This is a genomic window from Salmonella sp. SAL03688, assembly GCF_046551895.1.
Taxonomy (GTDB): Bacteria; Pseudomonadota; Gammaproteobacteria; order Enterobacterales; family Enterobacteriaceae; genus Salmonella; species Salmonella enterica.
Genome location: NZ_JBGDVI010000028.1, coordinates 19,800 through 44,821, shown reverse-complemented (window position 1 = coordinate 44,821; position 25,022 = coordinate 19,800). Strand labels below are relative to the sequence as shown.

The 25,022-nt window shown below is 53.1% G+C and carries 20 protein-coding genes and 1 rRNA gene; 11 read left to right on the top strand and 10 right to left on the bottom strand.

Going from position 1 to position 25,022, the window contains the following annotated elements; all coding sequences use genetic code 11:
• Positions 1 to 92 (top strand): 5S ribosomal RNA (gene rrf / locus ACLJR2_RS21315); the annotation flags it as partial.
• A 294-nt stretch (positions 93 to 386) separates the two neighbouring features.
• Here rrf and ACLJR2_RS21310 read toward each other — a convergent pair.
• Positions 387 to 824: an acetyltransferase gene (locus ACLJR2_RS21310; protein WP_000973248.1), complete on the bottom strand. Its 438-nt coding sequence runs from the start codon at positions 822 to 824 to the stop codon at positions 387 to 389.
• A 156-nt stretch (positions 825 to 980) separates the two neighbouring features.
• Between ACLJR2_RS21310 and metA the strand changes: the two genes are divergently transcribed.
• From metA to aceK, 4 genes are all read left to right on the top strand, one after another.
• Positions 981 to 1,910 (top strand): homoserine O-succinyltransferase MetA, encoded by a 930-nt coding sequence (metA, locus tag ACLJR2_RS21305; RefSeq protein ID WP_001122764.1) that lies wholly within the window; start codon positions 981 to 983, stop codon positions 1,908 to 1,910.
• 268 nt (positions 1,911 to 2,178) lie between these two features.
• Positions 2,179 to 3,780 carry a malate synthase A gene (aceB, locus tag ACLJR2_RS21300; protein ID WP_001069383.1) on the top strand — a complete coding sequence of 534 codons (1,602 nt, stop codon included), beginning with the start codon at positions 2,179 to 2,181 and terminating at the stop codon, positions 3,778 to 3,780.
• Positions 3,781 to 3,811: 31 nt separating this feature from the next.
• Positions 3,812 to 5,116, top strand: a complete 1,305-nt coding sequence (gene aceA, locus ACLJR2_RS21295; RefSeq protein ID WP_000857879.1) for an isocitrate lyase — start codon at positions 3,812 to 3,814, stop codon at positions 5,114 to 5,116.
• A gap of 101 nt (positions 5,117 to 5,217) precedes the next feature.
• Positions 5,218 to 6,969, top strand: coding sequence for a bifunctional isocitrate dehydrogenase kinase/phosphatase (gene aceK / locus ACLJR2_RS21290; protein WP_001137264.1), 1,752 nt, complete (start codon positions 5,218 to 5,220; stop codon positions 6,967 to 6,969).
• Here aceK and ACLJR2_RS21285 read toward each other — a convergent pair.
• Positions 6,933 to 7,340: an ASCH domain-containing protein gene (locus ACLJR2_RS21285; protein ID WP_077248407.1), complete on the bottom strand. Its 408-nt coding sequence runs from the start codon at positions 7,338 to 7,340 to the stop codon at positions 6,933 to 6,935. The two genes, aceK and ACLJR2_RS21285, sit on opposite strands and share 37 nt — an antisense overlap.
• A 10-nt stretch (positions 7,341 to 7,350) precedes the next feature.
• Positions 7,351 to 8,175, bottom strand: coding sequence for a glyoxylate bypass operon transcriptional repressor IclR (iclR, locus tag ACLJR2_RS21280; RefSeq protein ID WP_000226434.1), 825 nt, complete (start codon positions 8,173 to 8,175; stop codon positions 7,351 to 7,353).
• Between the two features lie 303 nt (positions 8,176 to 8,478).
• Between iclR and metH the strand changes: the two genes are divergently transcribed.
• Together metH and ACLJR2_RS21270 are read left to right on the top strand one after the other, a co-directional pair.
• Positions 8,479 to 12,162, top strand: coding sequence for a methionine synthase (gene metH, locus ACLJR2_RS21275; RefSeq protein ID WP_000095946.1), 3,684 nt, complete (start codon positions 8,479 to 8,481; stop codon positions 12,160 to 12,162).
• Positions 12,163 to 12,428: 266 nt separating this feature from the next.
• Complete coding sequence (locus tag ACLJR2_RS21270; RefSeq protein ID WP_000956811.1) at positions 12,429 to 14,060, top strand: Na/Pi cotransporter family protein; 1,632 nt, start codon at positions 12,429 to 12,431, stop codon at positions 14,058 to 14,060.
• A 75-nt stretch (positions 14,061 to 14,135) separates the two neighbouring features.
• Here ACLJR2_RS21270 and pepE read toward each other — a convergent pair whose 3' ends face one another.
• On the bottom strand, positions 14,136 to 14,825 hold the full coding sequence (gene pepE / locus ACLJR2_RS21265; protein ID WP_000421781.1) for a dipeptidase PepE: 690 nt from the start codon (positions 14,823 to 14,825) through the stop codon (positions 14,136 to 14,138).
• A gap of 71 nt (positions 14,826 to 14,896) precedes the next feature.
• On the opposite strand from pepE, the gene ACLJR2_RS21260 reads away from it, so the two are divergent.
• Genes ACLJR2_RS21260 through rluF form a run of 3 tightly spaced genes read left to right on the top strand, consistent with a single transcriptional unit; the run spans position 14,897 to position 16,488 of the window.
• A complete protein-coding gene (locus tag ACLJR2_RS21260) occupies positions 14,897 to 14,977 on the top strand; it encodes a hypothetical protein (RefSeq protein ID WP_031623067.1) in 81 nt (26 codons plus the stop codon).
• 55 nt (positions 14,978 to 15,032) lie between these two features.
• Positions 15,033 to 15,572, top strand: a complete 540-nt coding sequence (locus ACLJR2_RS21255) for a DUF2058 domain-containing protein (protein ID WP_001096724.1) — start codon at positions 15,033 to 15,035, stop codon at positions 15,570 to 15,572.
• A 46-nt stretch (positions 15,573 to 15,618) separates the two neighbouring features.
• Positions 15,619 to 16,488: a 23S rRNA pseudouridine(2604) synthase RluF gene (gene rluF, locus ACLJR2_RS21250; RefSeq protein WP_000954606.1), complete on the top strand. Its 870-nt coding sequence runs from the start codon at positions 15,619 to 15,621 to the stop codon at positions 16,486 to 16,488.
• Here the strand turns inward: rluF and ACLJR2_RS21245 are convergent.
• From ACLJR2_RS21245 to lysC, 6 genes are all read right to left on the bottom strand, one after another.
• The gene (locus ACLJR2_RS21245) at positions 16,485 to 16,757 is read right to left on the bottom strand and encodes a DUF3811 domain-containing protein (RefSeq protein WP_001534518.1); all 273 of its coding nucleotides are present in this window, start codon (positions 16,755 to 16,757) and stop codon (positions 16,485 to 16,487) included. The genes rluF and ACLJR2_RS21245 overlap by 4 nt on opposite strands.
• 210 nt (positions 16,758 to 16,967) lie before the next feature.
• On the bottom strand, positions 16,968 to 17,726 hold the full coding sequence (locus tag ACLJR2_RS21240) for a DeoR/GlpR family DNA-binding transcription regulator (protein ID WP_001068171.1): 759 nt from the start codon (positions 17,724 to 17,726) through the stop codon (positions 16,968 to 16,970).
• The gene (locus tag ACLJR2_RS21235) at positions 17,713 to 18,576 is read right to left on the bottom strand and encodes a Cof-type HAD-IIB family hydrolase (protein ID WP_000924643.1); all 864 of its coding nucleotides are present in this window, start codon (positions 18,574 to 18,576) and stop codon (positions 17,713 to 17,715) included. Before ACLJR2_RS21235 ends, ACLJR2_RS21240 begins: the two co-directional genes overlap by 14 nt.
• 16 nt (positions 18,577 to 18,592) lie before the next feature.
• Positions 18,593 to 19,432: a hypothetical protein gene (locus ACLJR2_RS21230; protein ID WP_000472332.1), complete on the bottom strand. Its 840-nt coding sequence runs from the start codon at positions 19,430 to 19,432 to the stop codon at positions 18,593 to 18,595.
• 23 nt (positions 19,433 to 19,455) lie between these two features.
• Complete coding sequence (locus ACLJR2_RS21225; protein WP_000716848.1) at positions 19,456 to 21,045, bottom strand: PTS sugar transporter; 1,590 nt, start codon at positions 21,043 to 21,045, stop codon at positions 19,456 to 19,458.
• Between the two features lie 377 nt (positions 21,046 to 21,422).
• Complete coding sequence (gene lysC / locus ACLJR2_RS21220; protein ID WP_000136392.1) at positions 21,423 to 22,772, bottom strand: lysine-sensitive aspartokinase 3; 1,350 nt, start codon at positions 22,770 to 22,772, stop codon at positions 21,423 to 21,425.
• A gap of 388 nt (positions 22,773 to 23,160) precedes the next feature.
• Here lysC and pgi point away from each other — a divergent pair, with 388 nt between their 5' ends.
• Positions 23,161 to 24,810 (top strand): glucose-6-phosphate isomerase, encoded by a 1,650-nt coding sequence (pgi, locus tag ACLJR2_RS21215; protein ID WP_000790040.1) that lies wholly within the window; start codon positions 23,161 to 23,163, stop codon positions 24,808 to 24,810.
• Positions 24,811 to 25,022 lie beyond the last annotated feature (212 nt).

Here is a 25,022-nt window from a genome sequence, read left to right as displayed (position 1 = left end):
CCACCTGACCCCATGCCGAACTCAGAAGTGAAACGCCGTAGCGCCGATGGTAGTGTGGGGTCTCCCCATGCGAGAGTAGGGAACTGCCAGGCATCAAATAAAACGAAGGGCCCTGTCGAAAGACTGGGCCTTTTGTTTTATCTGTAGTCTGTCGGTGAGCACTCGTTGCGCAGCAACGGCCCGTAGGGTGCCGGGCAGGATGCCCGCCATAAACTGCCAGGCATCAATTTAGTGAAGAAGCCCATCCGTCTGGACGGGCTTTTTTGCGTGTGTGGTAACTGTAAAAATGTAGGCCTGATAAGCGCAGCGCCATCAGGCAACCGGCACCGCCGGATGGCAGTTTCGCCTTATCCGGCCTGTATGCACTTATCAGGCAGCACCGCTACTCACGGATAAATTAAATTCAACAATGGATACGGTTTCCCAAGATCGTCAACCTCCGAACGTCCCGTCACCTTAAATCCCATTTTCTTATAAAATCCAACAGCTTGTGTATTTTGCTCGTTAACATTGGTTGTCAACCCCGGCGCCAGTGTTAACGCATGTTCAACTAATCTCTTACCGATACCCTGACCACGCACGTCCGGATCGACAAACAGCGCATCCATATGTTCGCCGGTAAGCAGCATAAATCCTACCGGCTCATCCTGATCGGTCACGGCAACCCATAGTGGCGCTTCTGGCAGAAAATCGCTCACCAGCTCTTCCAGTTCGGCCCGATAAGCGTTTGACAGAAAATCGTGCGTGGCATCGACTGAGCGACGCCAGATCGCAATCAGTTTTTCCCCTTCCTCATGCCTTGAACGGCGAATGTTAATCATCATCTTCACTCCTTTTTTGCTTACTTCTATTCTAATGCAAATGCTGTCGTGAAACTTTCTCACCTTGAACTTGCAGACTCGACATTCGCCTGATTTCTGAGTATCTTCAGCTATCTGGATGTCTAAACGTTTAAACGTATGTCGTGAGGTTATCAGGTTATGCCGATTCGCGTGCTGGACGAGCTACCCGCCGTCAATTTTTTACGTGAGGAGAATGTCTTCGTCATGACGACTTCTCGCGCATCAGGTCAGGAAATTCGCCCGCTAAAGGTACTTATCCTTAACCTGATGCCGAAGAAGATTGAAACGGAAAATCAGTTTCTGCGTTTGCTATCGAACTCGCCATTGCAGGTCGATATTCAACTACTGCGGATAGATGCCCGCGAGTCGAGGAACACGCCAGCCGAGCATCTGAACAACTTTTACTGTAACTTCGACGATATCTGCGATCAGAACTTTGATGGGCTTATCGTGACCGGAGCGCCGCTGGGTCTGGTGGAATTTAATGACGTGGCTTACTGGCCGCAGATTAGGCAGGTGCTTGAATGGGCGAAAGATCACGTTACTTCGACGCTATTTGTCTGTTGGGCCGTTCAGGCCGCACTCAATATTCTGTATGGTATCCCTAAGCAGACCCGTACAGATAAACTTTCCGGCGTCTATGAACATCACATCCTTCATCCACATGCTCTGTTGACGCGTGGTTTTGATGATTCGTTTCTGGCGCCACACTCACGCTATGCCGATTTCCCGGCGGCGCTAATACGGGATTATACGGATCTTGAAATTCTGGCCGAAACAGAAGAGGGGGATGCGTACCTGTTTGCCAGCAAAGATAAACGTATTGCGTTTGTCACTGGTCATCCTGAATATGACGCTCATACGTTAGCGGGTGAATATTTTCGTGACGTTGAGGCCGGGTTAAATCCGGAGATTCCGTACAACTATTTCCCAAAAAACGATCCGCAAAACATACCGCGCGCAACCTGGCGCAGCCACGGTAATTTACTGTTTACTAACTGGCTCAACTATTATGTCTACCAGATTACGCCATATGATCTGCGTCACATGAATCCAACCCTGGATTAATCTTCTGCTTCTGACGATCCTAAAGCGTTTCAGCATGTTGAATCAGGCACCTTCGGGTGCCTTTTTTATTTCCGAAACGCACCTCATCATGTAATTAAATTTAATTTATATTGTTATCAATAGGTTAATTCATAATTAAATTAAAAATGGAAATTGTTTTTGATTTTGAAATTTAATTGAGTAGTCTTAGTTGTGTTGAACGAAAAGCGCACAGTGATCCTTCGTTCGCATTGGGGATGTATCTGGATCAACAACGAGGAGCTGCATGATGAATCCACAGGCAACCACAACTGATGAATTAACCTTTACCAGGCCGCAAGGCGAGCTGGAAAAGCAAGTCCTGACCGCTGAGGCAGTCGAGTTTTTGACGGAGTTAGTCACCCGTTTTACGCCAAAACGCAATAAACTCCTGGCTGCACGTATCCAGCAACAGCAGGATATTGATAACGGTAAGTTGCCTTATTTTATTTCGGAAACCACTTCCATTAGAGAAAGTAATTGGCAGATTCGTGGTATTCCGGCGGATTTACAGGATCGCCGAGTAGAAATTACCGGGCCAGTTGAACGTAAAATGGTGATTAATGCCCTGAACGCAAACGTGAAAGTGTTTATGGCGGATTTTGAAGACTCGCTGGCGCCGGACTGGAATAAAGTTATTGATGGTCAAATCAACCTGCGTGATGCGGTGAACGGCACCATTAGCTATACCAACGAAGCCGGAAAAATCTATCAGCTCAAGCCCGATCCGGCCGTATTGATTTGTCGTGTACGTGGTCTACATCTGCCAGAAAAACATGTTACCTGGCGGGGGGAAGCCATTCCCGGCAGCCTGTTTGATTTTGCTCTGTACTTTTTCCACAACTATAAAGCGCTGCTCGCTAAAGGTAGCGGCCCGTATTTTTACCTGCCGAAAACGCAAGCCTGGCAGGAGGCAGCCTGGTGGAGTGAAGTTTTCAGCTACGCCGAAGACCGCTTCAATCTGCCGCGCGGTACGATCAAAGCGACCCTGTTGATTGAAACGCTGCCTGCTGTTTTCCAGATGGATGAGATTCTTCATGCGTTGCGTGATCATATCGTCGGTCTCAACTGTGGTCGCTGGGATTATATTTTCAGCTATATCAAAACGTTGAAAAATCACCCGGATCGCGTCCTGCCGGACAGGCAGGTGGTAACGATGGACAAACCGTTTCTGAGCGCCTACTCGCGCCTGCTGATCAAAACCTGTCACAAGCGCGGCGCGTTCGCGATGGGCGGTATGGCGGCGTTTATCCCGAGCAAAGACGTTGAACGCAACAATCAGGTCCTTGCCAAAGTGAAAGCGGATAAAGCGCTGGAAGCGAACAACGGCCACGACGGCACGTGGATTGCGCATCCTGGGTTGGCGGATACCGCAATGGCCGTCTTTAACGAGGTACTGGGCGAGCACAAAAATCAGCTGTTCATTACCCGTGATGAAGATGCGCCGATTACCGCTGAACAGTTACTGGAGCCATGTGAAGGCGAACGCACAGAAGCGGGAATGCGCGCCAATATTCGCGTGGCAGTGCAGTACATTGAAGCGTGGATCTCCGGCAATGGCTGTGTACCGATTTACGGTCTGATGGAGGATGCCGCGACGGCGGAAATCTCACGAACCTCTATCTGGCAGTGGATTCACCATGAGAAAACACTGAGCAATGGAAAACCCGTAACGAAAGCGCTTTTCCGCGAAATGTTGGCGGAAGAGATGCGGGTAATCCAGGACGAACTGGGCGAGCACCGCTACAGCAGCGGGCGCTTCGACGATGCCGCACGTCTGATGGAGCAAATCACCACCTCAGATGACTTAATCGACTTCCTCACCCTGCCGGGCTATCGCTTACTGGCTTAATTCACCACATAACAATATGGAGCATCTGCACATGAAAACCCGTACTCAACAAATCGAAGAATTACAGAAAGAGTGGACACAACCGCGCTGGGAAGGCATCACCCGCCCGTACAGCGCGGAGGAGGTGGTGAAATTACGCGGCTCGGTTAACCCGGAATGCACGCTGGCGCAGCTCGGCGCAGCGAAAATGTGGCGGCTGTTGCACGGTGAAGCGAAAAAAGGCTATATCAACAGCCTTGGCGCGCTGACCGGCGGTCAGGCGTTGCAGCAGGCGAAAGCCGGTATTGAGGCGATTTATCTTTCAGGCTGGCAGGTGGCGGCAGATGCCAACCTGGCATCCAGCATGTATCCGGATCAATCGTTGTACCCGGCAAACTCTGTTCCGGCGGTAGTGGATCGGATCAACAACACTTTTCGTCGTGCAGATCAGATCCAGTGGGCATCCGGTATTGAACCCAACGATCCGCGCTATGTGGATTACTTCCTGCCGATCGTTGCTGATGCGGAAGCCGGTTTTGGCGGCGTTCTGAATGCCTTCGAACTGATGAAATCGATGATTGAAGCCGGTGCAGCGGCCGTTCACTTCGAAGATCAGCTGGCGTCGGTGAAGAAATGCGGCCATATGGGCGGCAAGGTGCTGGTCCCCACGCAGGAAGCGATTCAGAAACTGGTTGCTGCGCGTCTGGCCGCTGATGTGATGGGCGTACCGACCCTGCTGATTGCGCGTACCGATGCGGATGCGGCAGATCTGATTACCTCCGACTGCGATCCCTATGACAGCGGTTTCATTACCGGCGAACGCACCAGCGAAGGTTTCTACCGCACCCATGCGGGCATTGAGCAGGCGATCAGCCGCGGTCTGGCGTATGCCCCGTATGCCGATCTGGTATGGTGCGAAACCTCTACACCGGATCTCGAACTGGCGCGTCGTTTTGCCGATGCTATCCACGCGAAGTATCCGGGCAAACTGCTGGCCTATAACTGTTCGCCATCCTTCAACTGGCAGAAGAATCTGGACGACAAGACCATTGCCAGCTTCCAGCAGCAGTTGTCGGACATGGGTTACAAATACCAGTTTATTACCCTGGCGGGCATCCACAGCATGTGGTTCAACATGTTCGACCTGGCGCATGCATACGCTCAGGGCGAGGGCATGAAACACTATGTTGAGAAGGTTCAACAACCCGAGTTCGCCGCGGCGAAAGATGGCTACACCTTTGTTTCCCACCAGCAGGAAGTGGGTACTGGTTACTTCGACAAAGTCACCACCATTATTCAGGGCGGCGCGTCATCCGTTACCGCGTTAACGGGTTCCACCGAAGAATCGCAGTTTTGATTGATGCCCGGTGGCGCTGCGCTTACCGGGCCTACAGATAGCGTAGGCCGGATAAGCGAACGCGCCATCCGGCATGACGTGGTGCCGGATGAGGGAAAAAAATGCCGCGTGGCCTGGAATTACTGATTGCTCAAACCATCCTGCAAGGCTTTGACGCGCAGTATGGTCGATTTCTGGAAGTGACTTCCGGCGCGCAGCAGCGTTTTGAACAGGCCGACTGGCACGCCGTCCAACAGGCGATGAAAAGCCGTATCCACCTCTATGATCATCATGTGGGTCTGGTGGTGGAGCAATTGCGCTGTATTACCGATGGCAAAAGTACCGACGCGGATTTCCTTTTACGCGTTAAAGAGCATTACACCCGGCTGTTGCCGGATTACCCGCGCTTCGAGATTGCGGAGAGCTTTTTCAACTCCGTTTATTGCCGGTTATTTGACCACCGCTCGTTAACACCCGAGCGGTTGTTTATTTTCAGTTCGCAACCGGAGCGTCGCTTCCGTACTATCCCGCGCCCACTGGCCAAAGACTTCTTTCCCGATCACGGTTGGGAGCCGCTGTTGATGCGCATACTTAGTGACTTACCGCTGCGTCTGCCCTGGCAGAATAAAAGCCGGGATATCCGCTATATTATCGCGCACCTGACTGAAACACTGGGCGAGGACGCGCTACCTCGCTGCCATGTCCAGGTGGCGAATGAGTTGTTTTACCGTAATAAAGCGGCCTGGCTGGTAGGTAAATTAACCACACCTGACGGTACGCTGCCGTTTTTATTGCCGATTCATCGTACTGATGAGGGGGAACTGTTTGTCGATACCTGCCTGACCACCACGGCAGAAGCGAGCATTGTGTTTGGTTTTGCCCGCTCTTATTTTATGGTGTATGCGCCGCTGCCTGCCGCGCTGGTTGAGTGGTTGCGTGAAATCCTGCCGGGTAAAACCACTGCCGAACTGTATATGGCGATTGGCTGCCAGAAACATGCGAAAACCGAAAGCTACCGCGAATATTTATGTTATCTGGCTGAAAGCGATGAGAAATTCATTGAGGCGCCTGGTATCCGCGGCATGGTGATGCTGGTGTTTACCCTGCCAGGTTTCGACCGGGTATTTAAAATCATTAAAGACAAATTCGCCCCGCAGAAAGAGATGTCTGCCGCCCATGTGCGTGCCTGTTATCAACTGGTAAAAGAGCATGATCGCGTCGGTCGTATGGCGGATACCCAGGAGTTTGAGAATTTCGTACTGGATAAACGGCAAATCGATCCGGCGCTGATGGCGCTGTTACGACAAGAAGCGCCAGAGAAGATTACCGATCTTGAGGAACATATCGTCATTCGCCATCTCTATATTGAACGTCGCATGGTGCCACTCAATATCTGGCTGGAACAGGTAGAAGGCCAGCAGTTGCGCGATGCGATAGAAGAATATGGTAATGCGATTCGCCAGCTTGCCGCCGCTAATATTTTCCCCGGCGATATGTTGTTTAAAAACTTTGGCGTTACCCGTCATGGTCGCGTGGTGTTCTACGACTACGATGAAATTTGCTACATGACGGAAGTGAATTTCCGCGATATTCCGCCAGCGCGTTATCCGGAAGACGAACTGGCCAGCGAACCCTGGTATAGCGTCTCGCCAGGTGATGTTTTCCCGGAGGAGTTTCGCCACTGGCTGTGTGCCGATCCGCGTATCGGACCATTGTTTGAAGAGATGCATGCCGACCTGTTTCGCGCCGATTACTGGCGCGCGCTACAGACGCGTATTAAAGAAGGGCATGTAGAAGATGTGTATGCCTATCGACGTCGCCAGCGCTTTAGCGTGCGTTACGGCGCGATCTCAAGTACGGCGAACTCTTCGTAAACCAGTTCCATCTCCGGCGACCAATTACCCTCGCGCTCAAAAAAGGCCCGGTGTGCCGCTTGCCAGTACGCCAGGCTAAGATCGCCTTCGCCTTCCAGTGCGGCGAGATTGGCGCTCATCTCGTTAAAACGGATCAGCCTGAGCGCCAGCGTGCGTATGACGCACACGGCGTCGCCTGTGCCGTTGAGCACAATGTGATATGACCCGGGCGTGACAGGGGGCTGCTCTTTCTGATAGCTAACCAGCGAGCTACAGGTGCCACGCTTTTTACCGGCGACCACTAGCGCCGCCAGCTCGTCGGCCAGCGCCGGCGAATCACCGAAAGACCAACAGAAGGCCTGTGGGTACTTCTCCTGCCAGTATAATTTCAGGCTGCTCATTTCAGCGAGTTCCACCATAGGCCAGCGTCACCTCTTTCGCCGCTTTAATCACCATGGCGCCAAGTTCGGTGACGCGATCGTCGGTAATGCGTGAGCAGGGGCCGGAAATAGAGAGGGCCGCAAACGGTTCGCGGTGTTCGTCATAAATACACGAGGCCACGCAGCGCAGACCGAGCGCATGTTCTTCGTCGTCAAAGGAATAGCCGCGCTTGCGTGTTTGGGCGAGGTCATCTTTCAGATGCAGCGGCGACACCAGCGTCGCATGGGTATAAGCGTGCAACCCCTTGCGGTGCAGCAGACTGGTAACCTGTTCCTCACTGAGCTGTGATAAAAACGCCTTGCCCGCGCCAGAGGCGTGCATGGGCAGCTTGCCGCCAATAGGGGCGGACATGCGCATCAATTGTGTGCACTGCACCTGGTCGATAATAATGGCCTGATGGTCGCTCTGGTCGAGTACGGCAAGGTTTACCGTTTCGCCGGAGTCCTCCATCAGCTTGCGCAAAATCGGATGGACAATCGCCAGCAGATTACGGCTCTGTAAGAAGCTGCTACCGACGATAAACGCGTGTGCGCCTACGGCCCAGTGGCCCAGCTCACCAACCTGGCGGACAAAACCCTGTTGCTGCATGGTGGTGAGTAGACGGTGAGTCGTGGAATTAGGCAAACCCGCCTGTTGCGCCAGTTCGGTCAGCGCGACGCTGCCGTTAGACTCGGCAATCCACTCCAGTAGCTTCAGACCGCGAGTTAAAGACTGAACCTGCCCGGTTACGGGTGCAGTGGTAGCGGCAGGTTTTCTCCCGCGTTTCGCGGGAACAGGGGCAACCATGGCAGACTCCTTTTTCTGTATCGTGGAAATCATTTTCGTTTTATTCAATTATAATGCAAGAGTTCCTGAACTGATCGGATGAGTGACATCACAGGATGCCCGATGGCGCTGCGCTTATCAGGCCTACGCTTTGGGAGCCGCCAAAGTAATTTGTAGACTGATAAGGCGCTTGCGCCGCCATCCGGCAAAGCGACAGAAGTGGGTGGCAAGCTGAACATGTCTCATGTTGCCCGTTGTTCTCTTTTCCGCCAGCACGCTTTGTGCCAGTATGGCTCGTTACGTGGAGCGTTGTCGGGAGCGAGTGTGAGCAGCAAAGTTGAACAACTGCGTGCGCAGTTAAATGAACGTATTCTGGTGCTGGACGGCGGTATGGGCACCATGATCCAGAGCTATCGTCTACATGAAGACGATTTCCGCGGGGAGCGCTTTGCCGACTGGCCCTGCGACCTGAAAGGCAACAATGACCTGCTGGTCCTCAGCAAGCCGGAGGTGATCGCCGCTATCCACAACGCCTACTTTGAGGCGGGCGCGGATATCATCGAAACCAACACCTTTAACTCGACAACCATAGCGATGGCAGATTACCGGATGGAATCCCTGTCGGCGGAAATTAACTATGCGGCGGCCAAACTGGCGCGCGCCTGCGCCGATGAATGGACGGCGCGAACACCAGAAAAACCACGCTTTGTTGCGGGCGTGCTTGGTCCAACTAACCGCACGGCCTCCATTTCGCCGGACGTCAACGACCCGGCGTTTCGTAATATCACCTTCGATCAGCTGGTGGCCGCCTACCGCGAATCCACCAAAGCGCTGGTGGAAGGTGGCGTAGATCTGATCCTGATTGAAACCGTCTTCGACACCCTCAACGCCAAAGCGGCGGTGTTTGCGGTGAAAGAAGAGTTTGAAGCGCTGGGCGTTGATCTGCCGATCATGATTTCCGGCACCATCACCGACGCCTCTGGCCGTACGCTTTCCGGCCAGACGACCGAAGCCTTTTATAACTCGCTGCGCCACGCCGAGGCGCTCACTTTTGGCCTTAACTGCGCGCTGGGGCCAGATGAACTGCGCCAGTACGTCCAGGAACTGTCGCGGATTGCCGAATGCTACGTCACCGCGCACCCGAACGCCGGCCTGCCGAACGCTTTCGGCGAGTACGACCTCGACGCCGACACCATGGCGAAACAGATTCGCGAATGGGCGGAAGCGGGCTTCCTGAATATCGTTGGCGGCTGCTGTGGCACTACGCCGGAGCATATCGCCGCCATGAGCCGCGCCGTTGCCGGTTTGCCGCCGCGCCAGCTGCCGGATATCCCGGTCGCCTGCCGCCTTTCCGGCCTGGAGCCGCTGAACATTGGCGACGATAGCCTGTTTGTCAACGTCGGCGAACGTACTAACGTCACCGGCTCGGCCAAATTTAAGCGCCTGATCAAAGAAGAGAAATACAGCGAAGCGCTGGATGTCGCCCGTCAGCAGGTAGAAAGCGGCGCGCAGATTATTGATATCAATATGGATGAGGGGATGCTCGACGCCGAAGCGGCGATGGTGCGTTTCCTCAGCCTGATTGCCGGTGAGCCGGATATTGCCCGTGTACCAATCATGATCGACTCCTCCAAATGGGAGGTTATCGAAAAAGGGCTGAAGTGCATTCAGGGTAAAGGCATCGTCAACTCTATTTCGATGAAAGAGGGCGTGGAAGCCTTTATTCATCATGCGAAGTTGCTACGTCGCTACGGCGCCGCGGTGGTGGTGATGGCTTTTGATGAGCAGGGGCAGGCCGATACCCGTGAGCGTAAAATCGAAATTTGCCGCCGAGCCTACAAAATTCTCACCGAAGAGGTGGGTTTCCCGCCGGAAGACATCATCTTCGACCCGAATATCTTCGCCGTGGCGACCGGTATTGAAGAGCACAACAACTACGCGCAGGACTTTATCGGCGCTTGTGAAGACATCAAACGCGAGCTGCCGCACGCGCTGATCTCCGGCGGTGTGTCTAACGTGTCCTTCTCGTTCCGCGGCAACGACCCGGTACGTGAAGCTATCCACGCGGTATTCCTCTACTACGCCATCCGCAACGGCATGGACATGGGCATCGTCAACGCCGGACAGCTGGCTATCTACGACGACCTGCCCGCCGAGCTGCGCGATGCGGTTGAAGATGTCATTCTTAACCGTCGCGATGACGGCACCGAGCGTTTGCTGGATTTGGCGGAGAAATACCGCGGCAGCAAAACCGACGAAGCTGCCAACGCCCAGCAGGCGGAATGGCGTAGCTGGGACGTGAAAAAGCGTCTCGAATACTCGCTGGTGAAAGGCATTACCGAATTTATCGAACAGGATACCGAAGAAGCCCGCCAGCAGGCCTCCCGTCCGATTGAGGTGATTGAAGGCCCGCTGATGGATGGCATGAACGTGGTCGGCGACCTGTTCGGCGAAGGGAAAATGTTCCTGCCGCAGGTGGTGAAATCCGCCCGCGTGATGAAACAAGCGGTGGCCTACCTGGAGCCGTTTATTGAAGCCAGCAAAGAAAAAGGCTCCAGCAACGGCAAGATGGTCATCGCCACCGTGAAGGGCGATGTGCACGACATTGGCAAGAACATTGTTGGCGTGGTGCTGCAATGCAACAACTACGAAATCGTCGATCTTGGCGTGATGGTGCCAGCGGAGAAAATCCTCAGAACGGCGCGTGAAGTGAATGCCGATCTGATTGGCCTTTCCGGGCTGATTACCCCGTCGCTGGACGAAATGGTCAACGTGGCGAAAGAGATGGAGCGTCAGGGCTTTACTATCCCGCTACTGATCGGCGGCGCAACCACTTCGAAAGCGCATACGGCGGTGAAAATCGAGCAGAACTACAGCGGTCCGACGGTCTACGTGCAGAATGCTTCGCGTACCGTGGGCGTGGTGGCGGCGCTACTCTCCGACAACCAGCGCGATGACTTTGTCGCCCGTACCCGCAAAGAGTACGAAACCGTGCGTATTCAGCACGCCCGCAAAAAACCGCGTACGCCGCCGGTCACGCTGGAAGCGGCGCGCGATAACGATCTGGCATTCGATTGGGAACGCTACACCCCGCCGGTAGCCCACCGTCTGGGCGTGCAGGAGGTGGAAGCCAGCATCGAAACTCTGCGCAACTACATCGACTGGACGCCGTTCTTTATGACCTGGTCGCTGGCCGGCAAATACCCGCGCATTCTGGAAGATGAGGTGGTGGGCGTTGAGGCGCAGCGTCTGTTTAAAGACGCCAATGATATGCTGGATAAACTGAGCGCCGAGAAACTGTTGAATCCGCGTGGCGTGGTGGGCCTGTTCCCGGCGAACCGTGTGGGTGACGACATCGAAATTTATCGCGACGAAACCCGTACTCATGTTCTGACGGTCAGCCACCACCTGCGCCAGCAGACCGAGAAAGTCGGTTTTGCCAACTACTGTCTGGCGGATTTTGTCGCGCCGAAACTGAGCGGCAAAGCGGATTACATCGGTGCTTTCGCGGTGACCGGCGGTCTGGAGGAGGATGCGCTGGCGGACGCCTTCGAAGCGCAACACGACGACTACAACAAGATCATGGTGAAGGCGATTGCCGACCGTCTGGCGGAAGCGTTTGCCGAGTATCTGCATGAGCGTGTACGTAAGGTTTACTGGGGATATGCGCCGAACGAGAGCCTGAGTAACGACGAATTAATCCGCGAAAACTACCAGGGGATTCGCCCGGCGCCGGGTTATCCTGCCTGCCCGGAACATACCGAAAAAGGCACTATCTGGCAGCTACTGGATGTCGAAAAACACACCGGGATGAAGCTCACCGAATCTTTCGCCATGTGGCCTGGCGCGTCGGTCTCCGGCTGGTACTTCAGCCATCCTGAGAGCAAATACTTCGCGGTAGCGCAGATCCAACGCGATCAGGTGACAGATTATGCTTTCCGTAAAGGAATGAGCGTTGAGGACGTTGAGCGGTGGCTGGCGCCGAACCTGGGTTACGATGCGGACTGATTCATAAAATCGTCACTTTTCCTTACAACATACAAGGCACTCATTGGGTGCCTTGTCTCTTTCTTACAATTAAACCCTTATACTGAAGGAAGGCTCTACGCTGAATTTGCCGGATGGCGGCGTAAACGCCTTATCCAGCATACCGTATTACGTATGGTAAGCCCGGTGGCGTGCAACGCCAGCAGGCCTTAACGCTGTGCGCCATCAGGCAATTTATCGCAAGTGAGCTTCAGGAAAACGTATAACGATAAGGAGAACCTGACGCCGTGTTAACTTTGCTCCATCTACTTTCTGCCGTTGCGCTGTTGGTATGGGGAACACATATCGTTCGTACTGGCGTAATGCGCGTGTTTGGCGCGCGTCTACGCACTGTCCTCAGCCGCAGCGTGGAAAAGAAACCGCTCGCCTTTTGTGCGGGTATCGGTGTTACCGCGCTGGTACAAAGCAGTAACGCCACCACTTTATTGGTAACGTCGTTTGTCGCCCAGGATCTTGTCGCCCTGACGCCAGCTCTGGTGATTGTGCTGGGCGCTGATGTGGGTACTGCGCTAATGGCGCGTATTCTCACCTTTGATTTGTCGTGGCTGTCGCCGCTGCTGATTTTTATCGGCGTGATTTTCTTTTTAGGACGTAAGCAGTCCCGCGCCGGGCAGCTGGGTCGCGTCGGTATCGGGCTTGGCCTGATTCTACTGGCGCTGGAGCTGATTGTGCAGGCAGTGACGCCGATCACTCAGGCTAATGGCGTGCAGGTCATTTTCGCGTCGCTGACGGGCGACATTATGCTGGATGCGCTGATTGGCGCGATGTTCGCTATTATCAGTTATTCCAGCCTGGCGGCGGTGTTGCTGACGGCGACCCTGACGGCGGCGGGGATTATATCGTTCCCGGTGGCGTTGTGCCTGGTCATCGGCGCCAATCTGGGATCGGGGCTGCTGGCGATGCTCAATAACAGCGCCGCCAATGCTGCCGCGCGTCGCGTAGCGCTCGGCAGCCTATTGTTCAAATTGATCGGCAGCCTGGTCATCCTGCCGTTTGTCCATCCGCTGGCGAATCTGATGGATGAGCTATCGCTACCGAAGTCAGAGCTGGTGATCTATTTCCACGTTTTCTATAACCTGGTGCGCTGCCTGGCGATGGTGCCATTTGCCGAGCTGATGGCGCGTTTTTGTAAACGAATTATTCGTGATGAGCCTGAACTGGATACCCATCTGAAGCCGAAACATCTGGATGTCAGCGCGCTGGATACGCCAACGCTGGCGCTGGCCAATGCTGCCCGCGAGGTGTTGCGCATTGGCGATGCGATGGAACAGATGATGGAAGGGCTAAAAAAGGTCATGCACGGCGAACCGCGTGAAGAGAAAGCGCTGCGCAAGCTGGCGGATGACGTTAACGTGCTCTACACCGCGATTAAGCTTTATCTGGCGCGAATGCCGAAAGACGAGCTGGCGGCGGAGGAGTCCCGTCGGTGGGCGGAGATTATTGAGATGGCCCTGAACCTCGAACAGGCGTCGGATATTATCGAGCGAATGGGCAGCGAGATTGCCGACAAGTCGCTGGCGGCGCGTCGGGCATTTTCAGAAGAAGGATTGAAAGAGCTGGATGCGCTTTACGATCAACTGCTCAGTAATCTGCAACTGGCGATGTCGGTCTTTTTCTCCGGCGATGTCACCAGCGCCCGTCGGTTGCGCCGCAGTAAACATCGCTTCCGTATACTTAATCGCCGATACTCACATGCGCATGTCGACCGCCTGCACCAGCAGAACGTGCAAAGCATTGAAACCAGCTCGCTCCATTTAGGGCTGCTGGGCGATATGAAGCGTCTTAACTCACTGTTCTGTTCGGTCGCCTATAGCGTACTGGAACAGCCGGATCAGGACGAGGAACGCGGCGAGTATTAAGTGAAATGCCGGATGGCGGGGCCTACGGAGAACATGCGCGTAGGCCCGCCATTCGGCATTCAATGTGGCTTGGGATTAAAAGCGATGACCCGCTTCCAGCGCCACGGCCTCTTCGCCCGCTTTAAACACCCAGGTGGTATTCGGGCCGCCGAGAACCGCCTGGCCGTTGCTCACCTGAATCCAGTTACCTTCCGGCAAACCAATCACTGTCAGTTCCGGCGCGACCACCAGCAGTTCGCGAATACGCTGCTCGCGGGTCTCGCCCTTATGACCTTCCGGCAAGGCGTTAGTAAAGTGAGGATTAATTTGCAGCGGGAACAGATCCAGCGAGTCGAAACCGTTTGGATCGACGATCGGCATATCATTGGTCGTGCGGATAGTCGGGCAGGCAAGGTTGGCGCCCGCGCTCCAGCCGATATACAGCGCGCCGCGTTTTACCCTGTCCGCCATCGGCGCCAGCAGCCCGCGTTCACGCGATTCTTTCAGTAGCTGGAAGGTATTTCCGCCACCGACAATAATGATTTCCGCTTTCTCAATCGCTGCAAGCGGATCGGCGACACGATGAATCCCTGTGACGTTTATCCCTAATGGCGCAAGCACCTCTGCGGTTTTATCCGTGTACTCGTCCCATGTTTGCGTGACGCCGGCAAACGGAATAAACACGGCTGAGCGTCGACCGTTCAATTGATTCGCTATCAGCGGCAGAGCGTGTTCCAGCCAGGCTTTACCCGGCAGCGTCGAGTTACTTAATAAAAGCAGTTCCATTACTTCTCCACCTCATCAGGAAATGTCAAAACGTAATAATGCTACCATTATCCATTTAATGTCTTACTGATATGGCTCATGATGTTATGCGTGTCACAGGCAAAGCGCGGTCGCTAAAAGTGACGACAGGCCAGATCTGCCATCTGGTATAGCCTGAAAAATTACAGGTATAATCCGCAAAATTATTTAACACGTTTAGAGACGAAAATGGCAAAACTGACCTTACAAGAGCAACTGCTACAAGCGGGATTGGTGACCAGCAAAAAAATGGCCAAAGTCCAACGCACGGCTAAAAAATCACGCGTTCAGGCTCGTGAGGCCAGAGAGGCGGTGGAAGAAAATAAAAAGGCGCAACTTGAGCGTGATAAACAACTCAGTGAACAGCAAAAACAAGCGGTTTTAGCGAAAGAGTTTAAAGCTCAGGTTAAGCAACTTATTGAAATGAATAGAATCAATGTATCTAAAGGCGATATTGGTTTTAACTTCACCGATAATAACGTCATCAAAAAAATAGACGTGGATAAGCTCACTCAGACGCAACTGATTAATGGGCGTCTCGCGATTGCGCGTTTGGTTATCAATAACAGCGGTGAATGTGAATATGCGATTATTCCCGCGAGCGTCGCCGATAAAATCGCACAACGAGATGCGGACAGTATTGTCGTAAACAGTGCGCTGAGTCAGGAAGAGCAGGACGAAGATGATCCGTATGCCGATTTTAAAGTTCCCGACGATTTGATGTGGTAAGTCACATTCCCGACGTTTATGTAGAAAAATTTCTCAGAGAGTAAATATGCTGACCGACACATCTATCCGGCTTAATAAATATATCAGTGAAAGCGGCATCTGTTCGCGTCGCGAGGCGGACCGTTTTATCGAACAGGGCAATGTCTTTATCAACGGCAAACGCGCCGCCATTGGCGATCAGGTAGTCGCCGGGGATGTTGTTAAAGTAAATGGTCGGTTGATTGAGCCGCGAGAAGCGGATGATTTAGTGCTGATTGCGCTGAATAAACCGGTTGGCATTGTCAGTACCACTGAAGACGGCGAACGCGACAATATTGTCGATTTTGTGAACCACAGCAAACGTATCTTCCCGATTGGTCGTCTGGATAAAGACTCGCAGGGGCTGATATTTCTGACTAACCACGGCGATCTGGTCAATAAGATTCTGCGTGCCGGTAACGATCACGAAAAAGAGTATCTGGTGACGGTGGATAAACCGATTACCGACGAGTTTATTCGCGGTATGGGCGCTGGCGTGCCGATTCTGGGTACCGTCACCAAAAAATGTAAGGTGAAAAAAGAGGCGCCGTTTGTCTTTCGCATCACCCTGGTGCAGGGATTAAACCGTCAGATCCGTCGTATGTGTGAATACTTTGGTTATGAAGTGACGAAACTGGAGCGTACGCGCATTATGAACGTCAGCCTGAGCGGGATTCCGCTGGGCGAGTGGCGCGATCTGACGGACGATGAGCTGATCGATCTGTTTAAGTTGATTGAGCGTTCCTCTTCCGAAGCCAAACCAAAGGCCAAAGCGAAGCCGAAGACCACGGGTATTAAGCGACCGGTCGTGGCGATCGAAAAAAGCAATGAGAAAGCGCGCCCGGCATCAAGCGGTAAGCGCTTTACCTCGCCGGGACGAAAGAAGAAAGGACGTTAACGTTTGCCGCGCGTCGGCGTATTCGCCGACCAGGAGAATGACGCTTCCGTATCGGGTTTATACGCCTGCTTTTTCTTCAACTGGCGGGCTTTTTTCGCTTCAGCCTCACGCAGCGCCATCAGCTTATCGATGTACTCTTTTTTTACGCTGTTGGTCTCAGAATTGGTCAGCGGACGTCCGTGCGCAATACGGGCGCGGTCCAGCAACGTTTTCAGTTCGCGCTGTTCGCGCTCGGTCATCTCTTTTTGGGTAATGCGGGGGAGTGCCATACGGGTGCCCTCAGTTAGCCGATGCATTTAGAGCCTATCCCATTAGGGCTATTTTACTTGCCATTTTAGACCTGGGCAGTGCTCAAAATCCTCACGTACTACGTGTACGCTCCGGTTTTTGCGCGCTGTCCGTGTCCAAACTGGCTGCGCCAATAACGCCTGGTGGGATAGGCTCTTAGTCTACGGCAATACGCAACGGGCGGATAGCGCTCAGTCAGCAATCCGCAGCTTTCCGGCGAAATCCTGTGGCGTATAACCCGTTGACGTAAATCCTTTATCCGTGATGATGTTATCGATTTCTTTTACGCTTGCGATGCACATCACACCGTCCTGACCAAATTTGGTATGGTCGGCGAGAATCACTGATTTTTTGCTCATCGCAATCATGGCTTTGGCAACGTAGGCTTCTTCAAAGCTCTTCACCAACACGCCATGCTGGGGAGAAATGCCGCCAGCGCCAATAAAACAGATATCCGCGTGAATCGCGTTAATCTGCTGACAAACCGAGACGCCGAGGTTGGCGCGAAAATGGTAATCATATTCGCCGCCTAATACATACACGCGGGCCTGCAGGTTATGCTCTTTAATTTTATCGGCAATCAGGGCTGAATTGGTAATCACGGAAAAAGCGAGAGGCGGTAATTGCTCGGCCAGAATAAGGTTAGTTGTACAGGAATCAATAAACAATGTATCCCGTTCACTGACCATTTCGGCGGCAAGTTTGCCAATCGCTATTTTCTCTTCGCGATGCGCCTCTATTCTTGCGCTAAACGCATCCTCCTGGACAACCTGCTTTTTGACTGCGCCCCCATGAATCTTAGTGATTTTGCCTTCAGATTCCAGTAAGGAGAGATCGCGACGAATGGTTTCCGAGGTGACGTTGAGCATTTCCGATAATTTAATAACGGTGACTTCACCGAATTTGTTTAATTCATCAAGAATATGTTTTCGTCTTTTAATTGGATTCATTATCTTTCGCCGCCGTCAACCTTTGGCGCATGGTAACTGGATGCGTCAGGCAACGCAACCACTCCAATGCATGGACGATACCCTCCTCATCATTCGTGGCAGTCACATAGCCGGCCTGCCGCTTTACTGCATCCGGCGCATTGCCCATTGCGATACTGATTCCGGCAGCGGCAAACATGCTGACATCATTCTGCTGATCGCCAATCGCGACTACCTTGTCAGAAGATATATTTAAATAATGAATTAATTTATCGATTATGAACCCTTTATTTATATCGGCTCTTTGAATATCAATATAATTTTCTCCCGTGACAACCGCATAATATCCACAAGGCAGGTGATTATTCACTTCTGTACACAGAGTATCTATCTCCGAAGATGCGGCAACAAGTGTAATTTTATATATATTGCGACGATTAAAGATATTTTCTGCAGTTTCAGTTATAAGCGGTAACTCAAATAAGCGGGCTTCATATGTTGTCCAGGGTGCAATTAGTCTATCGTCACGATGGTGAATTGCTTCGGCGCTAAAAAAGTGGTGGTGATAGCGGGAAAGAGAAATATGTTGGTCAATATTCCATAGATCTGTGGCGGTCAGCGGGGCAGCATGAATAATGCGCGGCCCCGCCATCTCCAGCAGGCGTCCGCAGTTAAAACCGGCGCACCAGCTAAACAACGTATCAACCTGTTGCTGGCGTAGCAGGCGTACCATTGAGGAGACCGGTCTGGCGGAACATGCCGCCAGCAGACCACCGTCCTGGCGGAACGCAATCAGCGCCTGACGCGTGCGCGGGCTGATTGTTTTCTGCGAGGTGAGTAATGTTCCATCCAGATCGGTGATTAACAACATCTCTCGTTCCCTGATATCAATGAACAATAAACGGCGTAACGGCTTCTTTGGCGGCGTTGCACACCATGTTGTCGATAGCCGTACCGACCACCAGAATATTGACCCCGGTATCTTTAAACGCTTTCGCGTTGGCGAGGTTAATCCCGCCTTCCGCCAGCGTCGGAACATCCACCGCGCCGACCAACGCCCGCAGGCGATCTTTAATCATCTGCGGGATATCGCCTGCCGCTACGCCTTCATAGCTCATGCCTGTCATCAGACCAATCATATCCACGCCGATATCCTGCATTCGCTTCGCCACGCTGGCGACCTCTTCCGGCGTGCGTGCAGGAATACCGAAAGTATGCAGATCGTCAGGATGACCAATATAGGCATCGACGGTCAGACCATATTGATGGGCGAGATTAACGATGTCCTGCAGATCGTCCCAGTCGGATTTATGCGTATGTAAACCGTCGGCTCCAGCGCGGGCAATCTCCAGAATTTCCGTTTCGCTGAGCGGCACCGGTAAGGTTTCGGTAAAACCGCCGGCGATACCAACGGTGATAAAAATATCGTCCGGGACCACATTACGCACACCGTGTACGGCCTCAGCCATCTGGCTATTGGTGATTTCGTGACGAATCTGCTCCGCCGCGTGCATGTTGCTCACGCCTTTGTGTCCACGCGCCAGCGCCAACGCAGGGTGGTTCGGCTCCAGAAGCTTAACGCCAGCCTCACACACGGCTTTCGCCAGGCGCGCATCGTCGCCAGTTATTCCTGTGCTGAGGATAGTCTGCCCACCGTGAAGCGTGATGGCTTCTTTCACTTTCTGTAACGCTTTGGCGCGTTTTTTATTCATATCGCCTTTAAACATGGTGTACCTCTGGTGTTGGTGCATTAATTAACGGCTGTCGTTGTTGATTCGCTCTGTACGACAGGTTTGAAACGGTTAGCAATAATGGTGGTAAGGCAGGTCATCGCCATTGTGGCAATCATTACGATGGCCATCTGGAACGCATTGCTGGATAAGAACGGTGAGGCGAAAGCCGGAACATAGGCCACGCCTTTGACGTTAAAAAAGCCCAGCATCATGCCGCCCATTCCGGCCCAAAAAATGGCGGAGCCAAAAACAATTTTGTTGGCGAACATGAAGGGATAGGCGGATTCAACAAAGGTGCCAAAACCCAGGTTAATGAGCAGGCCCGGCGTAGCAACGGCAGCTTCGCTTTTTTCACGCGGGGCGATCACATTGGCAAGGTTAATACCTGCGGCCACCATCACCAGACCGACCATATCGACCGCGCCGAGGAAGCTGACGCCGGATTTTTCCATCTCCAGCAGCACCAACGGCAGGATCACCGCGTGATAGACGCCGCCGAGAATGGCAGGCCAGATAACCAGACCAGCCAGCAGCCCGGCAAGAATTGGGCTGAATGCCAGCGTGCTTTCGATAGCCAGTTTGATGTAATTACCCGCAGATAGCGCCAGCGGACTCAGCAGATAGTGCATGATTAACCCAGCGGCAAGGCCCGATATCCCACCGGCGACGATGTTGACGGTAGTCATTGGGAAGCGCCAGTTCAGGCACAGCTCGAACAGCCAACGGACGAAAATCCCCGCCATTACACCACCGATAATGCCGCCGATCAGTCCGCCCTCTACGGAAAGCACGCCAGCGACGACCCCGGCCACAATTGAAACTTCATCCAGTTCGGAAATCTGTTTTGCCGCCAGTACCGCGACTAACACTGGCAGACCTTTTAATAAGATTTCAAAGATATCGTTAAGTTTTTCCAGTCCTGGTATGTGGCTCAGGGCGAGTACAATCGCCATGGCGATAAAGCCTGGTAGAGCAGGGATCATGATGCTACGAATGTTAAAACGTTTGAGCAGGCTTTTTCCGGAACCGCTCTGCGAGGGCGAAGCGCTACCCAACTGTGGTTTGTACTTGATACCCCAATGTTTACACAGCGACGCCACGAAGGAGACGGCGCGGGTACGGCTGGTGGTGCCAGTTGTTCCGGAGGTCGCGACCACATTCGCCCCCTTTGCCGCCACCAGCGCCATGGAGGTTCCCCCGGTGCCGACAATCGGTGTTTTCATCTCAACGGCGGCGGCAAAAACGGCCTGGTTCGCCTTTACCGGATCAGCGCTCATTACCACGATCCCATCGATCTCACCGCGGCGGATCATCTCAGCGATTTGGCGATCGCTTTCTACTACCGAGGTGTTTACCTCCGAAAGTTTGCCCTGAAATATGCGCTGTGGTTTTTGTTGGTTTTCTGTGGTTAATGCATAAACCGATGCCGGGGTATCCGGTTTGGCGACGTCCATCGAGGCTTCTGCCGCGATAAACTGTACGGCGGCCACATTCACGCCCGCAGCCTCACACTGCTGATAAATTTCCTGGAGTAACTTCTCTGGCTCGGCGCCACCCAGGTTGTAGAGGTTGCCTCCACTGCTTCCAATAATCGCAATTTTTTTCATAGCGGCCTCAAATAGGGTAAGGGGGTTATCTGTGTTGTAGTGCAATCATAATTCCAACTAAAACAAAATAAAGCAACAATGAAAAGGTGGTTTTATACCAAATGATCTCAATTTTCAAATGTAACTAACTAAAATATAATGATTAATTTGTGTTTTTGCTTTATGTTGTTTCGTGTGGTTTTGTGACGAGGTTCAAAATGAGGAGTGCATAAATAGGGGAAAGCTGCCCATGTTGATGGGACGAGTAGGGTGTTGCGGATTCCTGAGCAGTATTCCGCCGGCAGCGCCTGGCGCGGGAACCGCCGGATGACGTGCTTGCGTCGCCATCCGGCAGCGTATTGCGCTGATAGCGCTCACCCGCTGTCGTGTCAGGGCGATTATTCAAATAAGTTCTGATGTAGCTTTTGCACCACTTTCTCGGCATCGTCTCCCGGCACGAGGAAGCACAGATTGTGGCTGGAGGCGCCGTAACAAATCATGCGAATGTTGAACGGTTCCAGGACGCCAAACACTTCTTTACCAACACCGCAGGCTTTTGACAGGTTGTTGCCAATCAGCGCGACCAGCGCCAGTCCTTCTTCAACTTCGACCCGACACAGCGCGGAAAGCTCCATCAATAAGGATTGGGTCAGTAACGTATCGCCCGTGGAGGTGGAGCCGGTAGTATCCAGCGTCAGCGCGACGCTCACCTCCGAAGTGGTAATCAGATCTACCGAAATATTATGCCGCGCCAGAATGCCGAACACCTCTGCCAGGAAACCTCGTGAGTGCAGCATATTCAGGCTGTGCAGCGTCAATAGCGTTTGATTGCGGCGCAGCGCCAGCGCGCGGAACAGCGGCGGGTTTTGGGTTTTATTGCACACCAGCGTACCGCCCGCTTGCGGATCTTTACTGGATCCAACGAAGACCGGGATATCGCTACGCACGGCCGGGAGCAAGGTGGCTGGATGCAGTACTTTTGCGCCGAAGGTTGCCATCTCCGCCGCTTCTTCAAAGTCGATTTCATCAATTCGCTGCGCGACGGGCACTACGCGCGGGTCGGTGGTGTAAATACCGGGCACATCTGTCCAGATATCAACCCGCGCGGCATGGAGCGCTTCAGCCAGCAACGCTGCCGTATAGTCGCTGCCGCCGCGGCCTAATGTCGTGGTGCGGCCTTTGCTTTCACTGCCGATAAAGCCCTGAGTAATGACCAACGTTTCGTTCAGGCGCGGGAGCAACTGCTGCGCGGCCAGTTCCGCAAGCGCTGCGACGTCCGGTTCCGCACGACCAAAGCGATCGCTGGTACGCATCACTTTGCGCACGTCGAACCAGTGGGCCTGTACGTCGCGTTCACGCAGGATCTCAACAAATAGCAGGGTAGACATCAGCTCGCCGTGGCTGACCAGTTCATCGGTCAGGGCTGCCGATGTCGCCAGCGATGCCGCCTCCGCCAGAATAGTGATGTTTTCCAGCAGGCGTTCAATCTCTTCGCGAATGACATTCGGATGACGCAGACGATCAAGGATATCGAACTGGATTTTACGGATGGCGTCGAGCGTAGCGAAACGTTCGCCAGGCTCCATCCCTTCGGCCAGCGCCACCAGCAGATTAGTGATGCCGGCAGACGCGGAAAGCACGACTAAACGAACATTGGCGTCGGAAAGTACGATATCCGCGCTACGGTTCATGGCGTCAAAATCAGCGACGCTGGTACCGCCAAATTTGGAAACAACGATCTCTGTCATATCAACCTCGTGTCAGGAAATGAAAAACGCGACCATGGCACAAGGGCAGAACAGAAACCGGTGCAGGCGCAAATGCAAGTAACGTATTTATAAATAAAAGTTGTGGCCTGGACTGTCAACGTTGGGATTATGCGGATTTTTTATGCTGAGTTTAGGCTCAGTAACAGCGCTTATAACCCCGATACCCGTTTGTAGGAATGTTGGCTTATCTATGCGCCCGGCGACTCACCCACTTGCCGCCTTTCTGCACCTCGAATTATTTAGGGTATATACTTTTTATCCTCATTCGACAGTGCCTGGGGCAACGGCACTAAAACAATCACACTTTTCTGTGACTGGCGTTACAATCGATCCCAGTCACAATTCTCAAATCAGAAGAGTATTGCTAATGAAAAACATCAATCCAACGCAGACTTCTGCCTGGCAGGCGCTCCAGAAACACTACGATGAAATGAAAGACGTTACGATCGCTGAGCTTTTCGCGAACGATAGCGACCGTTTCGCTAAATTTTCCGCGACGTTTGACGATCTGATGCTGGTGGATTTCTCCAAAAACCGCATCACCGAAGAGACGCTGGCAAAATTACAGGATCTGGCGAAAGAGACCGATCTGGCCGGCGCGATTAAATCCATGTTCTCCGGCGAGAAGATCAACCGCACCGAAGACCGCGCCGTGCTGCACGTGGCGCTGCGTAACCGTAGCAATACGCCGATCATTGTGGACGGCAAAGATGTGATGCCGGAAGTGAACGCCGTGCTTGAGAAAATGAAAACTTTCTCGCAAGCGATTATCTCCGGTCAGTGGAAAGGCTACACCGGTAAGGCCATCACCGACGTGGTGAACATCGGTATCGGCGGTTCCGACCTCGGCCCGTTCATGGTGACCGAAGCGCTGCGTCCGTATAAAAATCATCTGACTATGCACTTCGTCTCTAACGTTGATGGCACCCACATCGCTGAAGTGCTGAAAAAAGTGAACCCGGAAACCACGCTGTTCCTGGTCGCTTCTAAAACTTTCACTACCCAGGAAACCATGACCAACGCCCACAGCGCGCGCGACTGGTTCCTGAATACTGCAGGCGATGAAAAACACGTGGCGAAACACTTTGCTGCGCTCTCCACCAACGCCAAAGCGGTCGGCGAATTTGGTATCGACACGGCCAATATGTTCGAGTTCTGGGACTGGGTCGGTGGTCGTTACTCGCTGTGGTCTGCCATCGGGCTGTCCATTATTCTGTCCGTCGGTTTCGACAACTTTGTCGAGCTGCTTTCCGGTGCGCACGCGATGGACAAGCATTTCTCCACCACTCCGGCGGAGAAAAACCTACCCATTCTGCTGGCGTTGATTGGCATCTGGTACAACAATTTCTTCGGCGCGGAAACCGAAGCCATTCTGCCGTACGACCAGTATATGCACCGTTTCGCCGCCTACTTCCAGCAGGGCAACATGGAATCCAACGGTAAATACATTGACCGTAACGGCAACGCCGTGGATTACCAGACAGGCCCAATTATCTGGGGCGAACCAGGCACCAACGGTCAGCACGCGTTTTATCAATTGATTCACCAGGGTACTAAAATGGTGCCGTGTGACTTTATCGCCCCGGCTATCACCCATAACCCGCTATCCGATCATCATCAGAAGCTGCTGTCTAACTTCTTCGCGCAGACCGAAGCGCTGGCGTTTGGTAAATCCCGCGAGGTGGTTGAGCAGGAATATCGCGATCAGGGTAAAGATCCGGCGCAGCTTGAACACGTTGTGCCATTCAAAGTGTTTGAAGGCAACCGCCCGACCAACTCTATACTGCTGCGCGAAATTACGCCGTTCAGCCTGGGCGCGCTGATTGCGTTGTATGAGCATAAAATCTTTACGCAGGGCGTCATCCTGAACATCTTTACTTTCGACCAGTGGGGCGTTGAGTTGGGTAAACAGTTGGCTAACCGTATTCTGCCGGAGCTGGGCGATGATAAAGCTATTTCGTCCCATGATAGCTCTACCAACGGTCTGATTAACCGTTATAAAGCCTGGCGCGCCTGATGGCGCTGCGCTTATCCGGTCTACGTAATGCATAGCGTCTGTAGGCCGGATAAAGCGTTTCGCCGCCATCCGGCAAAAAGAGAATAAGATAATAAAAAGGCCGATATTCACATCGGCTTTTTTTATAAGATAATTCCGCTTGTCCGTCTTTATCCCCACAATTTTATATTGAGCTTAATCCTAAAATAAGCAATAACCAGAAAATCACTCTG

Coding starts and splice junctions, on each gene's coding strand:
- rluF (WP_000954606.1), top strand. CDS start 15,619: ATGCTGACCGACACATCTATCCGGCTTAATAAATATATCAGTGAAAGC.
- lysC (WP_000136392.1), bottom strand. CDS start 22,772: ATGACAGAGATCGTTGTTTCCAAATTTGGCGGTACCAGCGTCGCTGAT.
- aceB (WP_001069383.1), top strand. CDS start 2,179: ATGAATCCACAGGCAACCACAACTGATGAATTAACCTTTACCAGGCCG.
- pgi (WP_000790040.1), top strand. CDS start 23,161: ATGAAAAACATCAATCCAACGCAGACTTCTGCCTGGCAGGCGCTCCAG.
- ACLJR2_RS21235 (WP_000924643.1), bottom strand. CDS start 18,576: ATGTTGTTAATCACCGATCTGGATGGAACATTACTCACCTCGCAGAAA.
- ACLJR2_RS21260 (WP_031623067.1), top strand. CDS start 14,897: ATGGCTCATGATGTTATGCGTGTCACAGGCAAAGCGCGGTCGCTAAAA.
- pepE (WP_000421781.1), bottom strand. CDS start 14,825: ATGGAACTGCTTTTATTAAGTAACTCGACGCTGCCGGGTAAAGCCTGG.
- aceA (WP_000857879.1), top strand. CDS start 3,812: ATGAAAACCCGTACTCAACAAATCGAAGAATTACAGAAAGAGTGGACA.
- ACLJR2_RS21310 (WP_000973248.1), bottom strand. CDS start 824: ATGATGATTAACATTCGCCGTTCAAGGCATGAGGAAGGGGAAAAACTG.
- ACLJR2_RS21255 (WP_001096724.1), top strand. CDS start 15,033: ATGGCAAAACTGACCTTACAAGAGCAACTGCTACAAGCGGGATTGGTG.
- metA (WP_001122764.1), top strand. CDS start 981: ATGCCGATTCGCGTGCTGGACGAGCTACCCGCCGTCAATTTTTTACGT.
- ACLJR2_RS21245 (WP_001534518.1), bottom strand. CDS start 16,757: ATGGCACTCCCCCGCATTACCCAAAAAGAGATGACCGAGCGCGAACAG.
- ACLJR2_RS21225 (WP_000716848.1), bottom strand. CDS start 21,045: ATGAAAAAAATTGCGATTATTGGAAGCAGTGGAGGCAACCTCTACAAC.
- aceK (WP_001137264.1), top strand. CDS start 5,218: ATGCCGCGTGGCCTGGAATTACTGATTGCTCAAACCATCCTGCAAGGC.
- ACLJR2_RS21230 (WP_000472332.1), bottom strand. CDS start 19,432: ATGTTTAAAGGCGATATGAATAAAAAACGCGCCAAAGCGTTACAGAAA.
- iclR (WP_000226434.1), bottom strand. CDS start 8,175: ATGGTTGCCCCTGTTCCCGCGAAACGCGGGAGAAAACCTGCCGCTACC.
- ACLJR2_RS21240 (WP_001068171.1), bottom strand. CDS start 17,726: ATGAATCCAATTAAAAGACGAAAACATATTCTTGATGAATTAAACAAA.